13 protein-coding genes and 1 pseudogene are annotated in these 15,629 nt (G+C 72.3%); 6 read left to right on the forward strand and 8 right to left on the reverse strand.

Annotation, left to right across the window (positions count from 1 at the left end):
- The 8 genes and pseudogenes from KIK08_RS20155 to dnaA all read right to left on the reverse strand — a co-directional run.
- Positions 1–513: pseudogene (locus KIK08_RS20155) on the reverse strand (hypothetical protein); the annotation flags it as partial.
- A 60-nt stretch (positions 514–573) separates the two neighbouring features.
- Positions 574–3,090, reverse strand: a complete 2,517-nt coding sequence (gyrA, locus tag KIK08_RS20160; protein ID WP_214404757.1) for a DNA gyrase subunit A — start codon at positions 3,088–3,090, stop codon at positions 574–576.
- 50 nt (positions 3,091–3,140) lie between these two features.
- On the reverse strand, positions 3,141–5,126 hold the full coding sequence (gene gyrB / locus KIK08_RS20165; RefSeq protein WP_214404758.1) for a DNA topoisomerase (ATP-hydrolyzing) subunit B: 1,986 nt from the start codon (positions 5,124–5,126) through the stop codon (positions 3,141–3,143).
- Between the two features lie 287 nt (positions 5,127–5,413).
- Positions 5,414–6,058, reverse strand: a complete 645-nt coding sequence (locus tag KIK08_RS20170) for a DciA family protein (protein WP_408004695.1) — start codon at positions 6,056–6,058, stop codon at positions 5,414–5,416.
- Between the two features lie 24 nt (positions 6,059–6,082).
- Positions 6,083–7,240, reverse strand: a complete 1,158-nt coding sequence (gene recF, locus KIK08_RS20175; RefSeq protein WP_214404759.1) for a DNA replication/repair protein RecF — start codon at positions 7,238–7,240, stop codon at positions 6,083–6,085.
- Between the two features lie 11 nt (positions 7,241–7,251).
- Complete coding sequence (gnd, locus tag KIK08_RS20180; protein WP_214404760.1) at positions 7,252–8,199, reverse strand: phosphogluconate dehydrogenase (NAD(+)-dependent, decarboxylating); 948 nt, start codon at positions 8,197–8,199, stop codon at positions 7,252–7,254.
- Between the two features lie 69 nt (positions 8,200–8,268).
- Positions 8,269–9,438: a DNA polymerase III subunit beta gene (dnaN, locus tag KIK08_RS20185; RefSeq protein WP_214404761.1), complete on the reverse strand. Its 1,170-nt coding sequence runs from the start codon at positions 9,436–9,438 to the stop codon at positions 8,269–8,271.
- Between the two features lie 842 nt (positions 9,439–10,280).
- Positions 10,281–11,849 carry a chromosomal replication initiator protein DnaA gene (gene dnaA / locus KIK08_RS20190; RefSeq protein WP_408004696.1) on the reverse strand — a complete coding sequence of 523 codons (1,569 nt, stop codon included), beginning with the start codon at positions 11,847–11,849 and terminating at the stop codon, positions 10,281–10,283.
- A gap of 481 nt (positions 11,850–12,330) precedes the next feature.
- On the opposite strand from dnaA, the gene rpmH reads away from it, so the two are divergent.
- The 6 genes from rpmH to rsmG all read left to right on the forward strand — a co-directional run bounded on the left by rpmH (position 12,331) and on the right by rsmG (position 15,625).
- The gene (gene rpmH / locus KIK08_RS20195; protein WP_214404763.1) at positions 12,331–12,474 is read left to right on the forward strand and encodes a 50S ribosomal protein L34; all 144 of its coding nucleotides are present in this window, start codon (positions 12,331–12,333) and stop codon (positions 12,472–12,474) included.
- 13 nt (positions 12,475–12,487) lie between these two features.
- A complete protein-coding gene (gene rnpA, locus KIK08_RS20200; RefSeq protein WP_214404764.1) occupies positions 12,488–12,856 on the forward strand; it encodes a ribonuclease P protein component in 369 nt (122 codons plus the stop codon).
- Positions 12,849–13,139 (forward strand): membrane protein insertion efficiency factor YidD, encoded by a 291-nt coding sequence (yidD, locus tag KIK08_RS20205; protein ID WP_214404765.1) that lies wholly within the window; start codon positions 12,849–12,851, stop codon positions 13,137–13,139. Before rnpA ends, yidD begins: the two co-directional genes overlap by 8 nt.
- On the forward strand, positions 13,133–14,284 hold the full coding sequence (gene yidC, locus KIK08_RS20210; RefSeq protein ID WP_214404766.1) for a membrane protein insertase YidC: 1,152 nt from the start codon (positions 13,133–13,135) through the stop codon (positions 14,282–14,284). Before yidD ends, yidC begins: the two co-directional genes overlap by 7 nt.
- A gap of 131 nt (positions 14,285–14,415) precedes the next feature.
- Positions 14,416–14,937 carry a Jag family protein gene (locus KIK08_RS20215; protein WP_408004697.1) on the forward strand — a complete coding sequence of 174 codons (522 nt, stop codon included), beginning with the start codon at positions 14,416–14,418 and terminating at the stop codon, positions 14,935–14,937.
- A complete protein-coding gene (gene rsmG, locus KIK08_RS20220; RefSeq protein WP_214404767.1) occupies positions 14,930–15,625 on the forward strand; it encodes a 16S rRNA (guanine(527)-N(7))-methyltransferase RsmG in 696 nt (231 codons plus the stop codon). The genes KIK08_RS20215 and rsmG overlap by 8 nt, the downstream gene beginning before the upstream one ends.
- Positions 15,626–15,629: the final 4 nt, after the last annotated feature.

Genomic DNA, 15,629 nt, shown 5'->3' on the forward strand with positions numbered 1-15,629 from the left:
CGGCTTCGACGCCGGCTTCCCGGCCGGCGCCGGCGTCGGATTGGGCGCCGGCTTGGGCGCCGGCTTGGGCGCCGCCTCCGCCGCGGCCGGGCGGGCGGTCGCCCCGTTGCCCTTGCCCTCGGGGAGCCGGATGCGGGCCGTGGGGGCGTCGGCCCCCTCGACCTTGGGCTTCTCGAACAGCCCCGGCTCGGCCTTGGCCTGCGCCTTCTCGGTCTTGTCCGCCGTCGACCCCGGCCCCGGCGACGGCTTCGGGGCGGGCTTGTCGCCCGCGCCCTCCGCCTTGCCGGGGGTGGCGACCTGCTTGGTCGCCTGGTCCGGGCGCACGGCCCCGCCGGAGCCGTCGGCGGGACCACCCCGCGAAGGTGCCGACGCGTCCTTACCGGCGGCGGACGGCGCGGGCCCGGCGCCGTTGCCCGGGTTCGGCGTCGCCGGATCCTGACCCGACTGCTGGTCGCCGGTGGCGACCGAGCCGCTGCGGTCGGGCTGGTCCGGGGTGTCGGTCTTGTCGTTCACGAGGTGAACGTCTCCTCGGGGCGTGGGCTGTGGTTGTTCGAGCGGCGGCGCGCGCGCCGGTCAGCTGCGCAGCTCGGGGTCCTCGGCGTCGTCCTCGGCATTGCGGGCGACCGCCAACAGCGTGGCGCTCTCGCCGAGGTTCATCAGCCGGACCCCCTTGGTCTGCCGGCCGGCCTTGCGCACTTCGCGGGCCGACGTCCGGATCACCCCGCCGGTCGAGGTGATCGCGTAGAGCTCGTCGTCGAGGCCGACGATGAGCGCGCCGACCAGGGTGCCACGTCGCCTGTCGTACTGGAGAGTCAGAACCCCCTTGCCGCCGCGGCCCTGGACCGGGTAGTCCTCGATCGGCGTGCGCTTGGCGTACCCGCCCGCCGTCGCGACCAGGACGTAGGTCTCGGGCTGCACCACGCCGAGCGACAGCAGCCGGTCGCCGGTGTTGAACCGCATGCCCAGCACGCCGGAGGTGGCCCGGCCCATCGGGCGCAGTACCTCGTCGCTCGCGGTGAACCGGATCGACTGGCCCTCCGCCGAGACCAGCAGCAGGTCGTCCTCCGGGCCGCAGAGCACGGCGCCGACGAGCTCGTCGTCGTCGCGGAGGTTGATGCCGATCAGGCCACCGGAGCGGGGCGAGTCGAAGTCGGTCAGCCGGGACTTCTTCACCAGACCGGTTCTCGTCGCCAGGACGAGATACGGTGCGGCCTGGTAGTCCTTGATCTGCATGACCTGGGCGACGTGCTCGTCGGGCTGGAACGCCAGCAGGTTGGCCAGGTGCTGGCCGCGGGCGCTGCGGTTGGCCTCCGGCAGCTCGTAGGCCTTGAGCCGGTAGACCCGGCCCTTGTTGGTGAAGAACAGCATCCAGTCGTGCGTGGAGCAGACGAAGAAGTGCGCGACGATGTCGTCCTGCTTCAGCGTCGCGCCCTGCACGCCCTTGCCGCCGCGCTTCTGCGCCCGGTAGAGGTCGGTCTTCGTGCGCTTCGCGTAGCCGGTCTGGGTGATCGTCACGACCACGTCCTCGACGGCGATGAGGTCCTCGTTGGTGACGTCGCCGTCGTCGGCGACGATCACGGTGCGGCGGTCGTCGCCGTGCTTCTCGACGATCTCGGTGAGCTCGTCGCGGACGATCGTCCGCTGCCGCTCCGGGCGGGCCAGGATGTCCTGCAGGTCGGCGATGGTGCGCTCGATCTCGGCCAGCTCGTCGATGATCTTCTGGCGCTCCATCGCGGTGAGCCGGCGCAGCTGCAGGTCGAGGATGGCCTGCGCCTGGATCTCGTCGACGTCGAGCAGCTGCATCAGGCCGTTCTTGGCCGCCTCGTTGGAGGCCGAGGCGCGGATCAGCGCGATGACCTCGTCGAGCGCGTCGAGCGCCTTGACGTACCCGCGCAGGAGGTGGGCCCGCTCCTCGGCCTTGCGCAGCCGGTAGCGGGTGCGCCGGACGATGACGTCGATCTGGTGCCGGACGTAGTGCCGGACCATCTGGTCCAGCCGCAGCGTGCGGGGCACGCCGTCGACGATCGCCAGCATGTTGACGCCGAAGCCCTGCTGCAGCTGGGTGTGCTTGAACAGGTTGTTCAGCACGACCTTGGCGACCGCGTCGCGCTTGAGCGTGATGACGATCCGCATGCCGACGCGGTCGGAGGACTCGTCGTTGATCTCGGAGATGCCGGACAGCTTGCCGTCGCGGTGCTGGCTCGCGATCGACTCGATGAGGTTGTCCGGGTTGACCTGGTAGGGCAGCTCGGTGACGACCAGGATGGTGCGCCCCTTGGCGTCCTCCTCGACCTCCACCACCGCGCGCATCCGCACCGAGCCGCGGCCGGTGCGGTAGGCCTGCTCGATCCCGTCGCGGCCGACGATCAGGCCGGCGGTCGGGAAGTCCGGTCCCTTGATGCGCTCCATGAGCGCGGCCAGCAGCTCCTCGTCGGTGGCCTCCCAGTTCTCCAGCGCCCACACCACGCCGGCGCCGACCTCGCGCAGGTTGTGCGGCGGGATGTTGGTGGCCATGCCGACGGCGATGCCGGCGCTGCCGTTGATGAGCAGGTTGGGCACCCGCGACGGCAGGACGTCGGGCTCCTGGGCCTTGCCGTCGTAGTTGTCGCTGAAGTCGACGGTGTCCTCGTCGATGTCCTGCAGCATCGCCATCGCCAGCGGCGAGAGACGGCATTCGGTGTAACGCATTGCGGCAGCGGGGTCATTGCCGCGTGAGCCGAAGTTGCCCTGGCCGTCGATCAGCGGGTAGCGCATCGACCACGGCTGGGCCAGCCGCACGAGCGCGTCGTAGATCGAGGTGTCGCCGTGGGGGTGGTAGTTCCCCATGACCTCGCCGACGACGCGGGCGCACTTGACGTAGCTGCGGTCGGGACGGAAGCCGTTCTCCCCCATCGAGTACAGCACCCGCCGGTGCACCGGCTTGAGCCCGTCCTCGACCAGCGGCAGCGCCCGGCCGACGATCACGCTCATCGCGTACTCGATGTAGGAGCGCTGCATCTCCTGCTGGATGTCGACCGGCTCGGTCCGGTCGTGGCCGCCGCCGCCGGCGGGGGGACCGGGTGGCAGCGTGGGGTCCAGGGTGTCGGTCATCGTCCTTCTCTCGTGCGGAACCTGCGGTGGGCGTCAGCGGCGGGCGGCCGCTACACGTCCAGGAACCGCACGTCCTTGGCGTTGCGGGTGATGAAGGAGCGGCGGGACTCGACGTCCTCGCCCATGAGGATGGAGAACAGCTCGTCGGCGGTGGCCGCGTCGTCGAGCGTGACCTGCAGCAGGATCCGGTGGGCCGGGTCCATCGTGGTCTCCCACAGCTCCTTCGCGTTCATCTCGCCCAGGCCCTTGTAGCGCTGGATGCCCTCGTCCTTCGGGATCTTCTTGCCGGCCTCGCGCCCGGCCTGCAGCAGGCCCTGCAGCTCGCGGTCGGTGTAGGCGAACTCCGGCTCGCTGCCCCGGCCACCCCACTTGATCTTGTAGAGCGGCGGCTGCGCCAGGTAGACGTGCCCGGCCTCGATCAGCGGGCGCATGAAGCGGAACAGCAGGGTGAGCAGCAGGGTGCGGATGTGCTGGCCGTCGACGTCGGCGTCGGCCATCAGCACGATCTTGTGGTAGCGCAGCTTGGCCAGGTCGAACTCGTCGTGGATGCCGGTGCCCAGCGCGGTGATGATCGACTGGACCTCGGTGTTCTTCAGGACGCGGTCGATCCGGGCCTTCTCGACGTTGATGATCTTGCCGCGGATCGGCAGGATCGCCTGGTACATCGAGTCGCGGCCGGACTTGGCCGAGCCGCCGGCCGAGTCGCCCTCGACGATGTAGACCTCGGACTTCGTCGGGTCGGTCGAGCGGCAGTCGGCCAGCTTGCCGGGCAGGCCGCCGATGTCGCCCGCGCTCTTGCGGCGCACCAACTCGCGCGCCTTGCGCGCGGCCAGTCGGGCCTGCGCCGAGGAGACCGCCTTGTTGACGATCGTCTTGGCCTCGGTGGGGTTGCGCTCGAACCAGTCGGCCAGCCACTCGTTGCTGACCCGCTGCACGAACGACTTGATCTCGGTGTTGCCCAGCTTGGTCTTGGTCTGGCCCTCGAACTGCGGCTCCTTGACCTTGACCGAGACGATGGCCGCGAGCCCCTCGCGGATGTCGTCGCCCGAGAGCGCCGGGTCCTTGTCCTTGATGAGCTTCTTCTCCCGCGCGTAGCGGTTGACCGTGGTGGTCAGCGCGGCGCGGAAGCCCTCCTCGTGGGTGCCGCCCTCGTGCGTGTTGATCGTGTTGGCGAACGTGTAGACCGACTCGGTGTAGCCGGAGTTCCACTGCATCGCGACCTCGACCGCGTGGCCCTCGGCCTCGGCGTTGTAGGCGACGAGCTTCTTGTGGATCGGGTCCTTGGACTTGTTCAGGTGCGCGACGAAGTCCTCGAGCCCGTTCGGGTAGTGGAAGACGTGCTCCTTGACCTTCGCGACGAATCCCTCGGCGTCGGGCTCCTCGGCGTCGGGGCTCGCGGAATCGCCGTTGCGCTCGTCGCGCAGGATGATGGTCAGCCCCTTGTTCAGGAACGCCATCTCCTGCAGCCGGCGGCGGATCGTCTCGATGTTGTAGGTCAGCGTCTCGAAGATGTCGCCGTCGGCCCAGTAGGTGACCGTGGAACCGGTGCGCTTGGTCGGCTCGCCCTTGCGCAGCGGTCCGGGAATGGAGCGCGCGTAGTGCTGGCGCCACACGAAACCGTCGGTGTGGATCTCCACGTCGAGCGCGGTGGAGAGGGCGTTGACGACCGAGACGCCGACGCCGTGCAGGCCGCCGGACACCGCGTAGGAGTCGCTGTCGAACTTGCCGCCCGCGTGCAGCATGGTCAGCACCATCTCGACGGCGGGCTTCTTCTCCACCGGGTGCATGCCGACCGGGATGCCGCGGCCGTCGTCGGTGACGGAGACGGCGCCGTCCTCCTGCAGCACGACCTCGACGCGGGTGGCGTAGCCGGCCATCGCCTCGTCGACGGCGTTGTCCACGACCTCCCAGATCAGGTGGTGCAGACCCCGCTCTCCGGTGGAGCCGATGTACATGCCGGGACGCTTGCGGACGGCCTCCAGGCCCTCCAGCACGGTGATCGACGAAGCACTGTAGTTGTTCTTCTTCTCCGGCACTGGTGGTGCGTCTCCTCGCCACAAGGGCCCCGCAGGCCGGTGCGGCGCGCGGGAGCACCGTCCGGATCCAGGACCTGTCGACCGGGCGATCGGGGAGCGCCCGTGAACATGGCTCCATCATACCGGGGCGGTCGGACAGAATGCCGGCTAGGACCCGCCCAGGAGCGCCTCAGGACTCCGTTCCCGAACGGGGACGAGTCCCCACGGCCGGACGGGGGGCTGGAACGGCCTGCGGCGCCGTCACGCCGCCCTGATTCGGCCTCCGGAGGATTCGGGCACCCGGCACCTCAGCCGTAGGTGTCGCGCGGCCCACGGCCGCGCACGGTGCGCGGTCCGTGCCGCCAGCTCGGGCCGGACGGCCCGACGACCCGGATGCGCTTGACCACGTCGCGCCCGACGCCGGCCGCGATCCGGCCCAGCATCTGGCGCTGCAGCGTGCGCAGCTGGGTCGCCCACGCGGTGGACTCGGCCTGCAGCACCAGCTCGCCGTCGTGCAGCGACACCGGGGTGCAGTGGTCGGCGATCTCCGCGCCGACCAGCTGCGGCCACCGGCTCAGCACGGTGGCGTCGGTCAGCCGCGGCGACCAGCCGCGGTCCAGCGAAACCCGCGACAGCAGCCGGCCGAAGGGCTGCGGGTCGCGGTCGTCCGGCCCGGGGCCCGACCACCGGCGCCGCCGGCCGCGCGGTTTGACCGGGCGCCTGCCTTCCTGCTCGGCGGAGCGCTGGGACGCGCGTTTCGCCGAGGCCTCCCTCGCAGCGCGTAACGCATCGCGCGCGAGATCGGCCCCGCGCCGAGCGGTTGTCCCCGAGTTGTCCCCAGGGGTGGGGACAACCGGCCCGTCAGCGGCCGCGCCGGACGGTTCCCGGGGTACGGCGGGCGGTCGTTTCCGCTCGTCATCACCAGGTCGGGGGAAGTTATCCACAGTATCCACAACCTTGTCCCCAGGTGCGCGGCATCACAGTGGACGCCCTGACGTGGCCTCTTGCGGAAGCGGCTCGACCGTGCCGTCACTCACCGCAAACCTGACGCCCACCAGTCCGTCCGGCACGTCCTCGGCCACCGCTGCGGTGATCAGCACCTGCTCGGCGCGCGCGGCCACGTCGGCCAGCGCCCGCCTGCGCCGGGTGTCGAGCTCGGCGAAGACGTCGTCGAGGATCAGCACCGGCTCGACGTCGTCGGCGCACAGCAGCCGGTAGGAGGCCAGCCGCAGGGCCAGCGCCAGCGCCCACGACTCGCCGTGGCTGGCGTAGCCCTTGGCCGGCCCCTCGCCCAGGCGCAGGTCGAGGTCGTCGCGGTGCGGCCCGACCAGGCACACCCCGCGCTCGACCTCCTGGCGGCGCATCCGCCCCAGCGCCTCCAGCAGCAGCGCCTCCAGCTCGGGGGCGGCCGCCGGGAGTCCGCTGACCGCACCGGGCTCCGCGCCCGGGTCGAGGTTCGACCGGTACCCGAGCGCGACCTCCTCCGACGTGGGCGCGACCTCCGCGAACGCGGTCGTGGCCAGCGGCGCCAGCGCCGTCACCAGCTGCAGGCGGCCGGCCAGCAGCGCCGAGCCGTGCGCGGCGAGGTGGCCGTCCCACACGTCCAGGGTGCGCAGGTCGCCGCCGCCGCGCGCGCTCTTCAGCAGCGCCGAGCGCTGCTTGAGCACGCGCTCGTAGTCGGCGCGCACGGCGGCATAGCGCGGGAACCGGGTGACCAGCAGGTCGTCCAGGAAGCGCCGGCGCTCCCCCGGGTCGCCGCGCACGAGCGCCAGGTCCTCGGGTGCGAACAGCACGGTGCGCAGGATGCCCAGCACGTCGCGGGGCCGGGCGGCGGCAGCGCGGTTGATCCGGGCCCGGTTCGGCCGGCCGTTGTTGATCTCCAGCTCGACGCCCAGCTCGCGCCCGTGGTGCACCACCTGGCAGCGCACGACCGCGCGCTCCGCGCCCCGCCGGATCAGCGGGGCGTCGGTGGCGACCCGGTGCGAGCCGAGCGTGGCCAGGTAGCCGACCGCCTCCACGAGGTTGGTCTTGCCCACCCCGTTCGGCCCGACCAGCACCGTGACCCCGGGCCCCAGCTCCAGCTCGGCCTGCGGCCACGACCGGAAGTCGGTGACCGACAGGCGTCGCAGGTGCATGCGGGCCTCCCCTACTCCTGGGTGGACCCGGTGCCCGAGCTCGGACCGGCGTGCTCGCCCGGCACCCCGGACGGCCCGGCCGCGGAGCGCACCGCGTGCCCGCCGAACTGCTGGCGCAGCGCGGCAACCGCGCGCATCGCGGGCGAGGAGTCCTGGCGGGAGGCGAACCGGGCGAACAGCGCCGCGGAGATCACCGGCAGCGGCACCGCGTGGGTGATCGCCTCCTCGATCGTCCACCGGCCCTCGCCGGAGTCGTCGACGTAGTCGTCGAGCTTGGCCAGGCCCGGGTCGTCCTTGAGCGCGATGACCATCAGGTCGAGCAGCCACGAGCGCACGACCGTGCCGCGCGACCAGGCCTGCAGCACCGCCGGCACGTCGGTGACCAGATCGGCCGCCGTCAGCAGCTCGAAGCCCTCGGCGTAGGCCTGCATCAGGCCGTACTCGATGCCGTTGTGCACCATCTTCGAGAAGTGCCCCGCGCCGACCGGGCCGGCGTGCGCGAAGCCCTCCTCGCGCGGCCCCTCCGGGCGCAGCGCGTCGAAGATCGGCATGGCCCGCTCGACGTCCTCGGCGGCGCCCCCGGCCATCAGCCCGTAGCCGTTGTCCTTGCCCCAGATCCCGCCGGAGACCCCGCAGTCGAGGTAGCGGATCCCCTTCTCGTCGAGCAGGGCGGCGTTGGGGCCGTCGTCGGTGTAGCGCGAGTTGCCACCGTCGATCACCAGGTCGCCCGGCTCCAGCACGTCGGCGAGCGCGCGGACCGTGCTCCGGGTGACCTCCCCCGAGGGCACCATCACCCACACCACCCGCGGCGCCGTCAGCGCCTGGGCGAGGGCCTCGAGCGATTCGACGTCGGTGACCTCCGGCCGCGGGTCGTACCCGACGACCTCGTGGCCCGCGCTGCGCAGGCGGTCGCGCATGTTCCCGCCCATCCTGCCCAGCCCGATGAGTCCGAGTTGCACGGCTGTACTCCCCTGTGTCGTGTCGCTGCGGCCGCTGTCCGGAGGGTTTCTACCCCGTGCGGACTCGGATCAGCCGGGCAGGCGCACCGGCATCAGCAGGTGGAGGTACCCCGGGACGGGCTCGGCGGCGTCCGCGGCGGGCTCGGCGCCGTCGTCGGTCTCCGCGGGGGGCGCCGGCACCGGGCGGACCAGTGCCGGGCGGTTCGGCGTGGTGAACGTCAGCTGGGCGCGGTCGGTGTGCAGGGCGCCGAGCGCGTCGAGCAGGTACCCGGGGTTGAACGCGATGGTCAGCCCCGCGCCCTCGAACTCGCAGCGCAACTCCTCCTCGGCGCTGCCGACGTCGTCGCCGCCCGCGGCCAGGCGCAGCCCGTCCTCGCCGAACTCCATGCGGACCTGCGCGACCCGGTCGGTGACCAGCGCGACGCGCTTGATCGCCTCGACCAGCGGCGCGACCTCGATGACCGCGGCGCTGGTGTGCTCGGCCGGGATCAGCTGGCGGAAGCGCGGGAACTCCGCGTCGAGCAGCCGGGTGGTGGCGCGCCGGCCGCCGCCGGTGACGCCGAGCATGCCGTCGCCCGCGGACAGTGCGATCTCCACCGTGCCGGCGCCGGACAGCGTCTTGGCGACCTCGGCGAGCGTGCGCGCCGGGATCAGCACGGCGCTGCTGGTGTCGTCCTCGGGGGTCCATTCGAGCTCGCGGACCGCCAGCCGGAACCGGTCGGTCGCGGCGAGGGTGAGCCGGGAGCCCTCGATCTCCAGCCGGATGCCGGTGAGCATCGGCAGCGTGTCGTCGCGGCCGGCGGCCACCGCCACCTGCGACACCGCCTGGGCCAGCACGTCGGCCGCGACCGACCCGGCGAGCTGCGGCATCGCCGGCAGTTGCGGGTAGTCCTCGACCGGCATCGTCGGCAGGCTGAACCGGCTGCTGCCGCAGTTGATCGTGGCGCGGGAGCCGTCGACGACCAGGTCGACGGGCTTGGACGGCAGGGCGCGGGTGATGTCGGCGAGCAGCCGCCCGGACACCAGCACGCGGCCGGGGTCGCCGATCGTCGCGTCCAGCTCGACCCGGGCCGAGGTCTCGTAGTCGAAGCCGGACACCGTGAGCCGGTCGCCGTCCGGTCCGGTGGTGGCGTCGATGAGGACGCCACCGAGCACCGGGACGGGCGGGCGGGCCGGAAGGCTGCGCGCCACCCATGCCGCCGCGTCGGCCAGTACGTCGCGTTCGACCCGGAACTTCATGGGGGACCTCTCGCGCCTGCGGTGCGTCGTGGGGACGGCCGGTCGGCCGGGAGCCGTCCGCCGGCGTCCGTGCACCGCGGTGGGTTCGCCCGGGACGCCCCGGGCCGGGTGCCCACCGTAGAGCCTCCCGGCGGCGGGTGTCATCCCGGCTTACCCCTCGGTGGCGGCCCCGACCGGGGCCTCCTCGATCCATCCACGCCGTTGTTCTTCTTCGTAGTTCAAGAGGAAGAGATCTACCGCAGTAGTACTCACACCTGTGGATGGTGGGGATGGAGCGGGTCGCGGCTGGTCGGACGGCGCGGCGGGCTGTGGACAGCCCCGTGGGTGGGTCGGTGGGCAGCTCCTGTGGATGGTGGATGGACGCCGGCCGCCCCCACCCGTCCCCGAGTTGGACACCGGTTGTCCACGATCCGTACACGATCCTTCCTCAGCCCCCGCCACCGGCATCCACAGAGTTGTCCCCAGATGTGGGTGGACAACCCGTAGTCGGGAGGCGCTCGACGACCGTTCGTCCGGCCTTCCGGCGGTCGGCGCACCCACAGGCGTCACAGCCCGGACACCCTGGGTCAGCACGATGACCGCGGATGATGACGACCCGGCGGGAACGTCGATCACGCAGTGCGACGAACGAGGTCGCGGCGCCGCCGAGCGGTCGGCGGGTCGCCCGGTCGTGGCCCACCTTGGGATGGGGAAGCGGGCGCCCCGGCGCGGCGTGCGGTCGGTGGCGCCGTTCCTCTGCTAGCCGCGCGCCCGGCGCGGGCACTCGGCCGGACGCGACGAGAGCCGCTCCCGACCCCTGAACGGGGCGAGAGCGGCTCTCGTGGACCGGTGGGGAGGGAACGTCAGCCGCGGGCGCGCTGCTTGATGCGCGCGGTGAGCTCCTGCACCTGCTCGAACGTCTTGCGCCGCTGCGCGATCTCGTTGCGGATCTTCTTGTCGGCGTGCATGACCGTGGTGTGGTCGCGGCCGCCGAACGTCTGGCCGATGCGCGGCAGGGAGAGGTCGGTCAGCTCGCGGCACAGGTACATCGCGATCTGGCGGGACTGCGCGAGCGCCTTCGTCTTGCCCGGGCCGCACAGCTCGTCCATCGTCACGCCGAAGAACTCGGCCACCACCGCCATGATCGTCGGGGCGGTGATCTCCGAGGCGGCCGAGTCCGGGATCAGGTCGCGCAGCACGATCTCGGCGAGCTGGGTGTCGACCGGCTGCCGGTTCAACGACGCGAACGCCGTCACCCGGATCAGCGCGCCCTCCAGTTCGCGGATGTTGCGCTCGATCCGCTCGGCGATGAACTCCAGGACGTCGCCCGGGACCGCGAGGCGGTCCTGCGCGGCCTTCTTGCGCAGGATGGCGATCCGGGTCTCCAGCTCGGGCGGCTGGATGTCGGTGATGAGCCCCCACTCGAACCGGGTGCGCATCCGGTCCTCCAGCGTCTCCAGCCGCTTGGGCGGCCGGTCGGAGGACACCACGATCTGCTTGTTCGCGTTGTGCAGCGTGTTGAAGGTGTGGAAGAACTCCTCCTGGGTGCCTTCCTTGCCCTCCAGGAACTGGATGTCGTCCACCAGCAGCACGTCGATGTCGCGGTAGCGGCGCTGGAACGCCACCTTGCGGTCGTCGCGCAGCGAGTTGATGAAGTCGTTGGTGAATTCCTCGGTCGACACGTACCGCACGCGCATGCCGGGGAACAGCCGCTGCGTGTAGTGGCCGACGGCGTGCAGCAGGTGGGTCTTGCCGAGCCCGGACTCGCCCCAGATGAACAGCGGGTTGTACGCCCGGGCAGGCGCCTCGGCCACCGCCACCGCCGCGGCGTGGCTGAACCGGTTGGAGGCGCCGATGACGAACGTGTCGAAGAGGTACTTCTCGTTGAGCCGCGTCTGCGAGCGCGCCTGGGTCTGCTCGTTGGCCTGCGGGGCCGGGCGCGGCTCCCACGCGGCGGGCGCGCGACCGTCGCCGCCGGGCAGCCCCACCGGCCCGGGATCGGGCTCGACGACGGCGAGCGGGCCGGTGGTCGGGCCCGAGTAGCTGAGGGCGGCGGCGTCGGCGGGGCGGATGTCGTCGCCCGGGCGCGGCCCGAGCGGGCTGGTGTCGGCGTGGCCGACGGCGGGCGGGGGCAGCGCGGAGCCCGGCGGGTCGGGGACCTCGGTGCCGCCGGACGCAGCGGACGCGTCGACGACGACCGCGAGGTTGACCGTGACGCCGAGGTGGCGGCCCAGCGCGTCGCTGATCGGCCGGCGCAGGATGCGCTCGATGGCGTCCTTGGCGAACTCGCTCGGCGCGGCCAGCAGCGCGGTGCCGTCGATGAGGCCCAGCGGGCGCGTCAGACGGAGGAACGCGCGCTGCTGGTGGGACAGCGCCTGGGCGCCCGCCACGGCCGATGCGCCGGACAGGTCGGCGATGACCCGGTTCCACACCTGCCCGAGATCGCCTGGTTGGTCGGCCACCGGTCGAAACCCCCTCCGGTTCGTCCCACCCCGAAGTCCCCGAGCCCCCGACGGGTCGGATCGATCCCCAGACTTGTCCACACCTGTGCGCAGAACGGTACGCGGACGGGCGACGCGCCTCGCGCGCGGCCCGGCCGCCGGATGTCGCTCGCGGTTCCCCCGAACCACGCGGTTCGGCACCGAGTGGAGCGAGCACGGTAACAACCCACCCCGTCGCCCACAAGGAGCACCGGCGCGGTCGACCGGCGCGGCGGAGGTCCGGGGCGGTTTGACCCCTGTTCGGGGGCCTGCGTACCCTGGTCGGGACCGTGTCCGCGCGGCCGCACGTCGGGCTGTCCCGACGGTGGCGCGCAGGCGGGCGCAGGAGCACGACAGCGTCACCCGTCCAGACCCCGATTGATGATCCTCGACGCCCCGGAGCCTTCCGCCGTCGAGCAGGAGAGAGCCGACCGTGAGCAAGGGCAAGCGCACCTTCCAGCCGAACAACCGCCGCCGGGCCCGTACGCACGGCTTCCGGCTGCGGATGCGCACCCGGGCCGGGCGCGCCATCATCGCGGCCCGTCGCAGCAAGGGCCGCGACAAGCTCTCCGCCTGATCCGGCCCTCCCGGTGCTGCCGGCCGGTTCCCGGCTCCGCCGCCGGGAGGAGTTCGCCTCCGTCATCCGTCGAGGCCGACGTGGTGGCCGGTCCCGGCTCGTGGTGCACCTCGACCGCCCCACCGGCGGCGGCGCACCACGGGCCGGTTTCGTCGTGAGCAAGGCCGTGGGCAACGCGGTGGTCCGCCACCGCGTCACCCGCAGGCTGCGCCACCTCGTCCGACCCCGGTTGGACCAGCTCCCCCCGGGAGCGCTGCTGGTCGTCCGCGCGCTGCCGCCGTCGGCGACCGCATCCTCGGCCGAGCTGGCCGACGACCTCGACTCCGGCCTGCGGGCCGCGCGCCGCAAGCTCTCCGGGGCCCCGGTGAAGACCGGTGGCTGAGCCGGCCCCGCGGCGCTCGCCGCCGACCAGGGCGCTGGTCGGGCTGCTGCGCGGCTACCAGCGCTGGATCTCCCCAGCCCTCCCCCCGACCTGCCGCTTCTACCCCACCTGCAGCCAGTACGCCATCGAGGCGCTGCAGGTGCACGGGCCGCTGCGCGGCGCATGGCTCACCACACGGCGGTTGTTGCGCTGCCACCCGTGGCACCCTGGGGGCATCGACCCGGTGCCACCGCGCCGTCCCCGCCCGGCCCGGAACCACCAGGAGGATCAAGCGCCGTGCTGAACTTCATCTACTACCCGGTCTCGTTCATCCTCTGGGTCTGGCACAAGGCGTTCAGCTTCCTGTTCGGCGAGACCGGGTGGGGCGGCGGCATCGCCTGGGCCCTGTCGGTCATGTTCCTGGTCTTCACGCTCCGGCTGATCCTCTACAAGCCGTTCGTGGCGCAGGTCCGCTCCATGCGCAAGATGCAGGAGTTCCAGCCGGAGATCGCGAAGCTGCGCAAGAAGTACGCGAACGACCGGCAGAAGCAGGCCGAGGAGATGCAGAAGCTCCAGAAGGAGCACGGCGTCAACCCGGTGGCCGGCTGCCTCCCGGTGCTCGTCCAGGTGCCGGTGTTCATCGGCCTGTTCCACGTGCTGCGCGAGTTCGGGCCGCTGAACAACGACGGCTCGCCGCGCACCGAGAACTACTTCTTCGGCCTCGACGGCGTCGAGTCGTTCAACCGGGCCAGCCTGTTCGGCGCGAAGCTGGGCAACTGGGTGCTGCAGGGCGAGGAGGCCCTCAACGCCGCCGGCACCTCGATCGCCGCGATGCTCATCGTGATGATCCCGCTGATGATCGCGGCGGGCGTCTTCACCCACATCACCGCGCGCCACTCGGTCGCGCGCCAGACCGCGGCCCAGGGCGAGAACCCGCAGACCGCGATCATGAACAAGCTCATGCTCTACGTCTTCCCGATCGGCGTCGTCGTCGGAGCGCCCTTCCTGCCGCTCGCGGTGCTGCTCTACTGGGTGTCGAACAACCTGTGGACGCTCGGCCAGCAGTACGTCGTGTACCGGCGCATCGACGCCGAGGAGAGCGAGAAGGCCGAGCAGAAGACGGCCACCCAGCAGGCCCGCGCGCCCAAGCCCGGCCAGAAGCCGGTCCGCCCGGAGAGCGCTGTCCCGCTGGAGAAGTCGAAGACCCCCGGCGCCAAGCCGATCGCTCCCCGCAAGCCGGCCGTCGGCGCCAAGCCGGTGCGCCCGGCCGGCACCGCCAAGGCCGGCGGGTCGAGCAACGGCAGCACGCCCAAGGCCGGCGGGTCGAGCAACGGCAGCACGCCCAAGGCCGGCGGGTCGACCAACGGTGCGGCCAAGTCCGGCCCCGCGGGCGACTCCGCGCGCGGCGGCGGACGCCCGCCCGCCCGGCGGCCGCGCAAGCGCCGCTGACCCACGAGCCATCGCGGAAGCCCCCCGGGAGGCGTCCGCTGCGGTCGGCCGGGCGACCGGCGTCGCCGCGACCGTTAGGAGAGGAGAGCATCGTGCCGAAGACCGCACAGGACGAGGGCACCGACGAGACCGTGGCCGAGAAGCCCGCGACCGACAAGCCCACCACCGACAAGCCCGCCATGAGTGCCGAGGACCAGCTGGTCCGCGAGGGCGACATCGCCGGGGACTACCTCGAGCGCCTGCTCGACGTCCTCGACTACGACGGCGACATCGACCTCGACGTCGAGGCCGGCCGGGCCATCGTCAGCATCGACGGCGGCGACGACCTGGAGAAGCTGGTCGGCGACCGCGGCGCCGTGCTGGAGGCGCTGCAGGAGCTCACCCGCCTCGCCGTCCAGCAGGTGTCGGGCAGCCGCAGCCGGCTCATGCTCGACATCGCGGGGTGGCGCCAGGCGCGCCGCGAGGAGCTGACCGACCTGGGCACCCGCACCGCCAAGGACGTCCTGTCCTCCGGCGAGTCCGTGCGGCTGCGCCCGATGACGCCGTTCGAGCGCAAGGTCGTGCACGACGCGGTCGCCCGCGTGCGCGGCGTCTCCAGCGAGAGCGAGGGCGAGGAGCCGCGGCGCCAGGTCGTCGTCTTCCGCGGTGCCTGACGACGCCGTCCCCGCCACCCCGGCCGGACCGACGCCGGACGCCGTTTTCGGCGTCCGGCGTTCGCTTGCGCAGCGCTATGCGGAGCACCTGGTCACCAGCGGGGTCGAGCGCGGGCTGATCGGACCCCGGGAGGCGCCCCGGGTGTGGGAGCGCCACGTCCTCAACTGCGCCGTGGTCGCGGAGATCGTGCCGGACGGCGCGAGGATCGTCGATGTGGGTTCGGGAGCGGGCCTGCCCGGGATACCGTTGGCCATCGCCCGACCCGATCTGCACGTCGTCCTCCTGGAACCGCTCGCCCGTCGCGTCGACTGGCTGCGCGAGGTGATCGCCGATCTGGGTCTGGAGATCGAGGTGGAGCGGGGCCGGGCGGAGGAGCCCGACGTCCGACGACGATGGGAGGGGGCCGACGTGGTGACCGCCCGAGCCGTCGCTCCGTTGGCCCGGCTGGCGAGTTGGTGTGTCCCGTTGCTGCGTTCCGGTGGGATGATGCTCGCGCTGAAGGGCGCCAGCGCTGCCGCCGAGGTCGAGCGGGACGCGGCGGCCGTACGGCGCGCAGGTGGCGGTGAGCCGCGGATCGTCCGGTGCGGCGCCGGGACCGTCGAGCCCCTCAGCACAGTCGTCGTCGTCGAGAGGGTTCGAGGGTCCGGTCGACCCGCCGGCCCACGACGCAGGAGAGGGCAGGCGTGACGTT

It is taken from the genome of Pseudonocardia lacus (assembly GCF_018531445.1).
In the GTDB taxonomy this organism is placed as follows: domain Bacteria; phylum Actinomycetota; class Actinomycetes; order Mycobacteriales; family Pseudonocardiaceae; genus Pseudonocardia; species Pseudonocardia lacus.

Bases quoted from the DNA above. Each gene is read 5' to 3' on its own strand.
- dnaN (WP_214404761.1), bottom strand. From the start codon at position 9,438: ATGAAGTTCCGGGTCGAACGCGACGTACTGGCCGACGCGGCGGCATGG.
- gyrA (WP_214404757.1), bottom strand. From the start codon at position 3,090: ATGACCGACACCCTGGACCCCACGCTGCCACCCGGTCCCCCCGCCGGC.
- recF (WP_214404759.1), bottom strand. From the start codon at position 7,240: ATGCACCTGCGACGCCTGTCGGTCACCGACTTCCGGTCGTGGCCGCAG.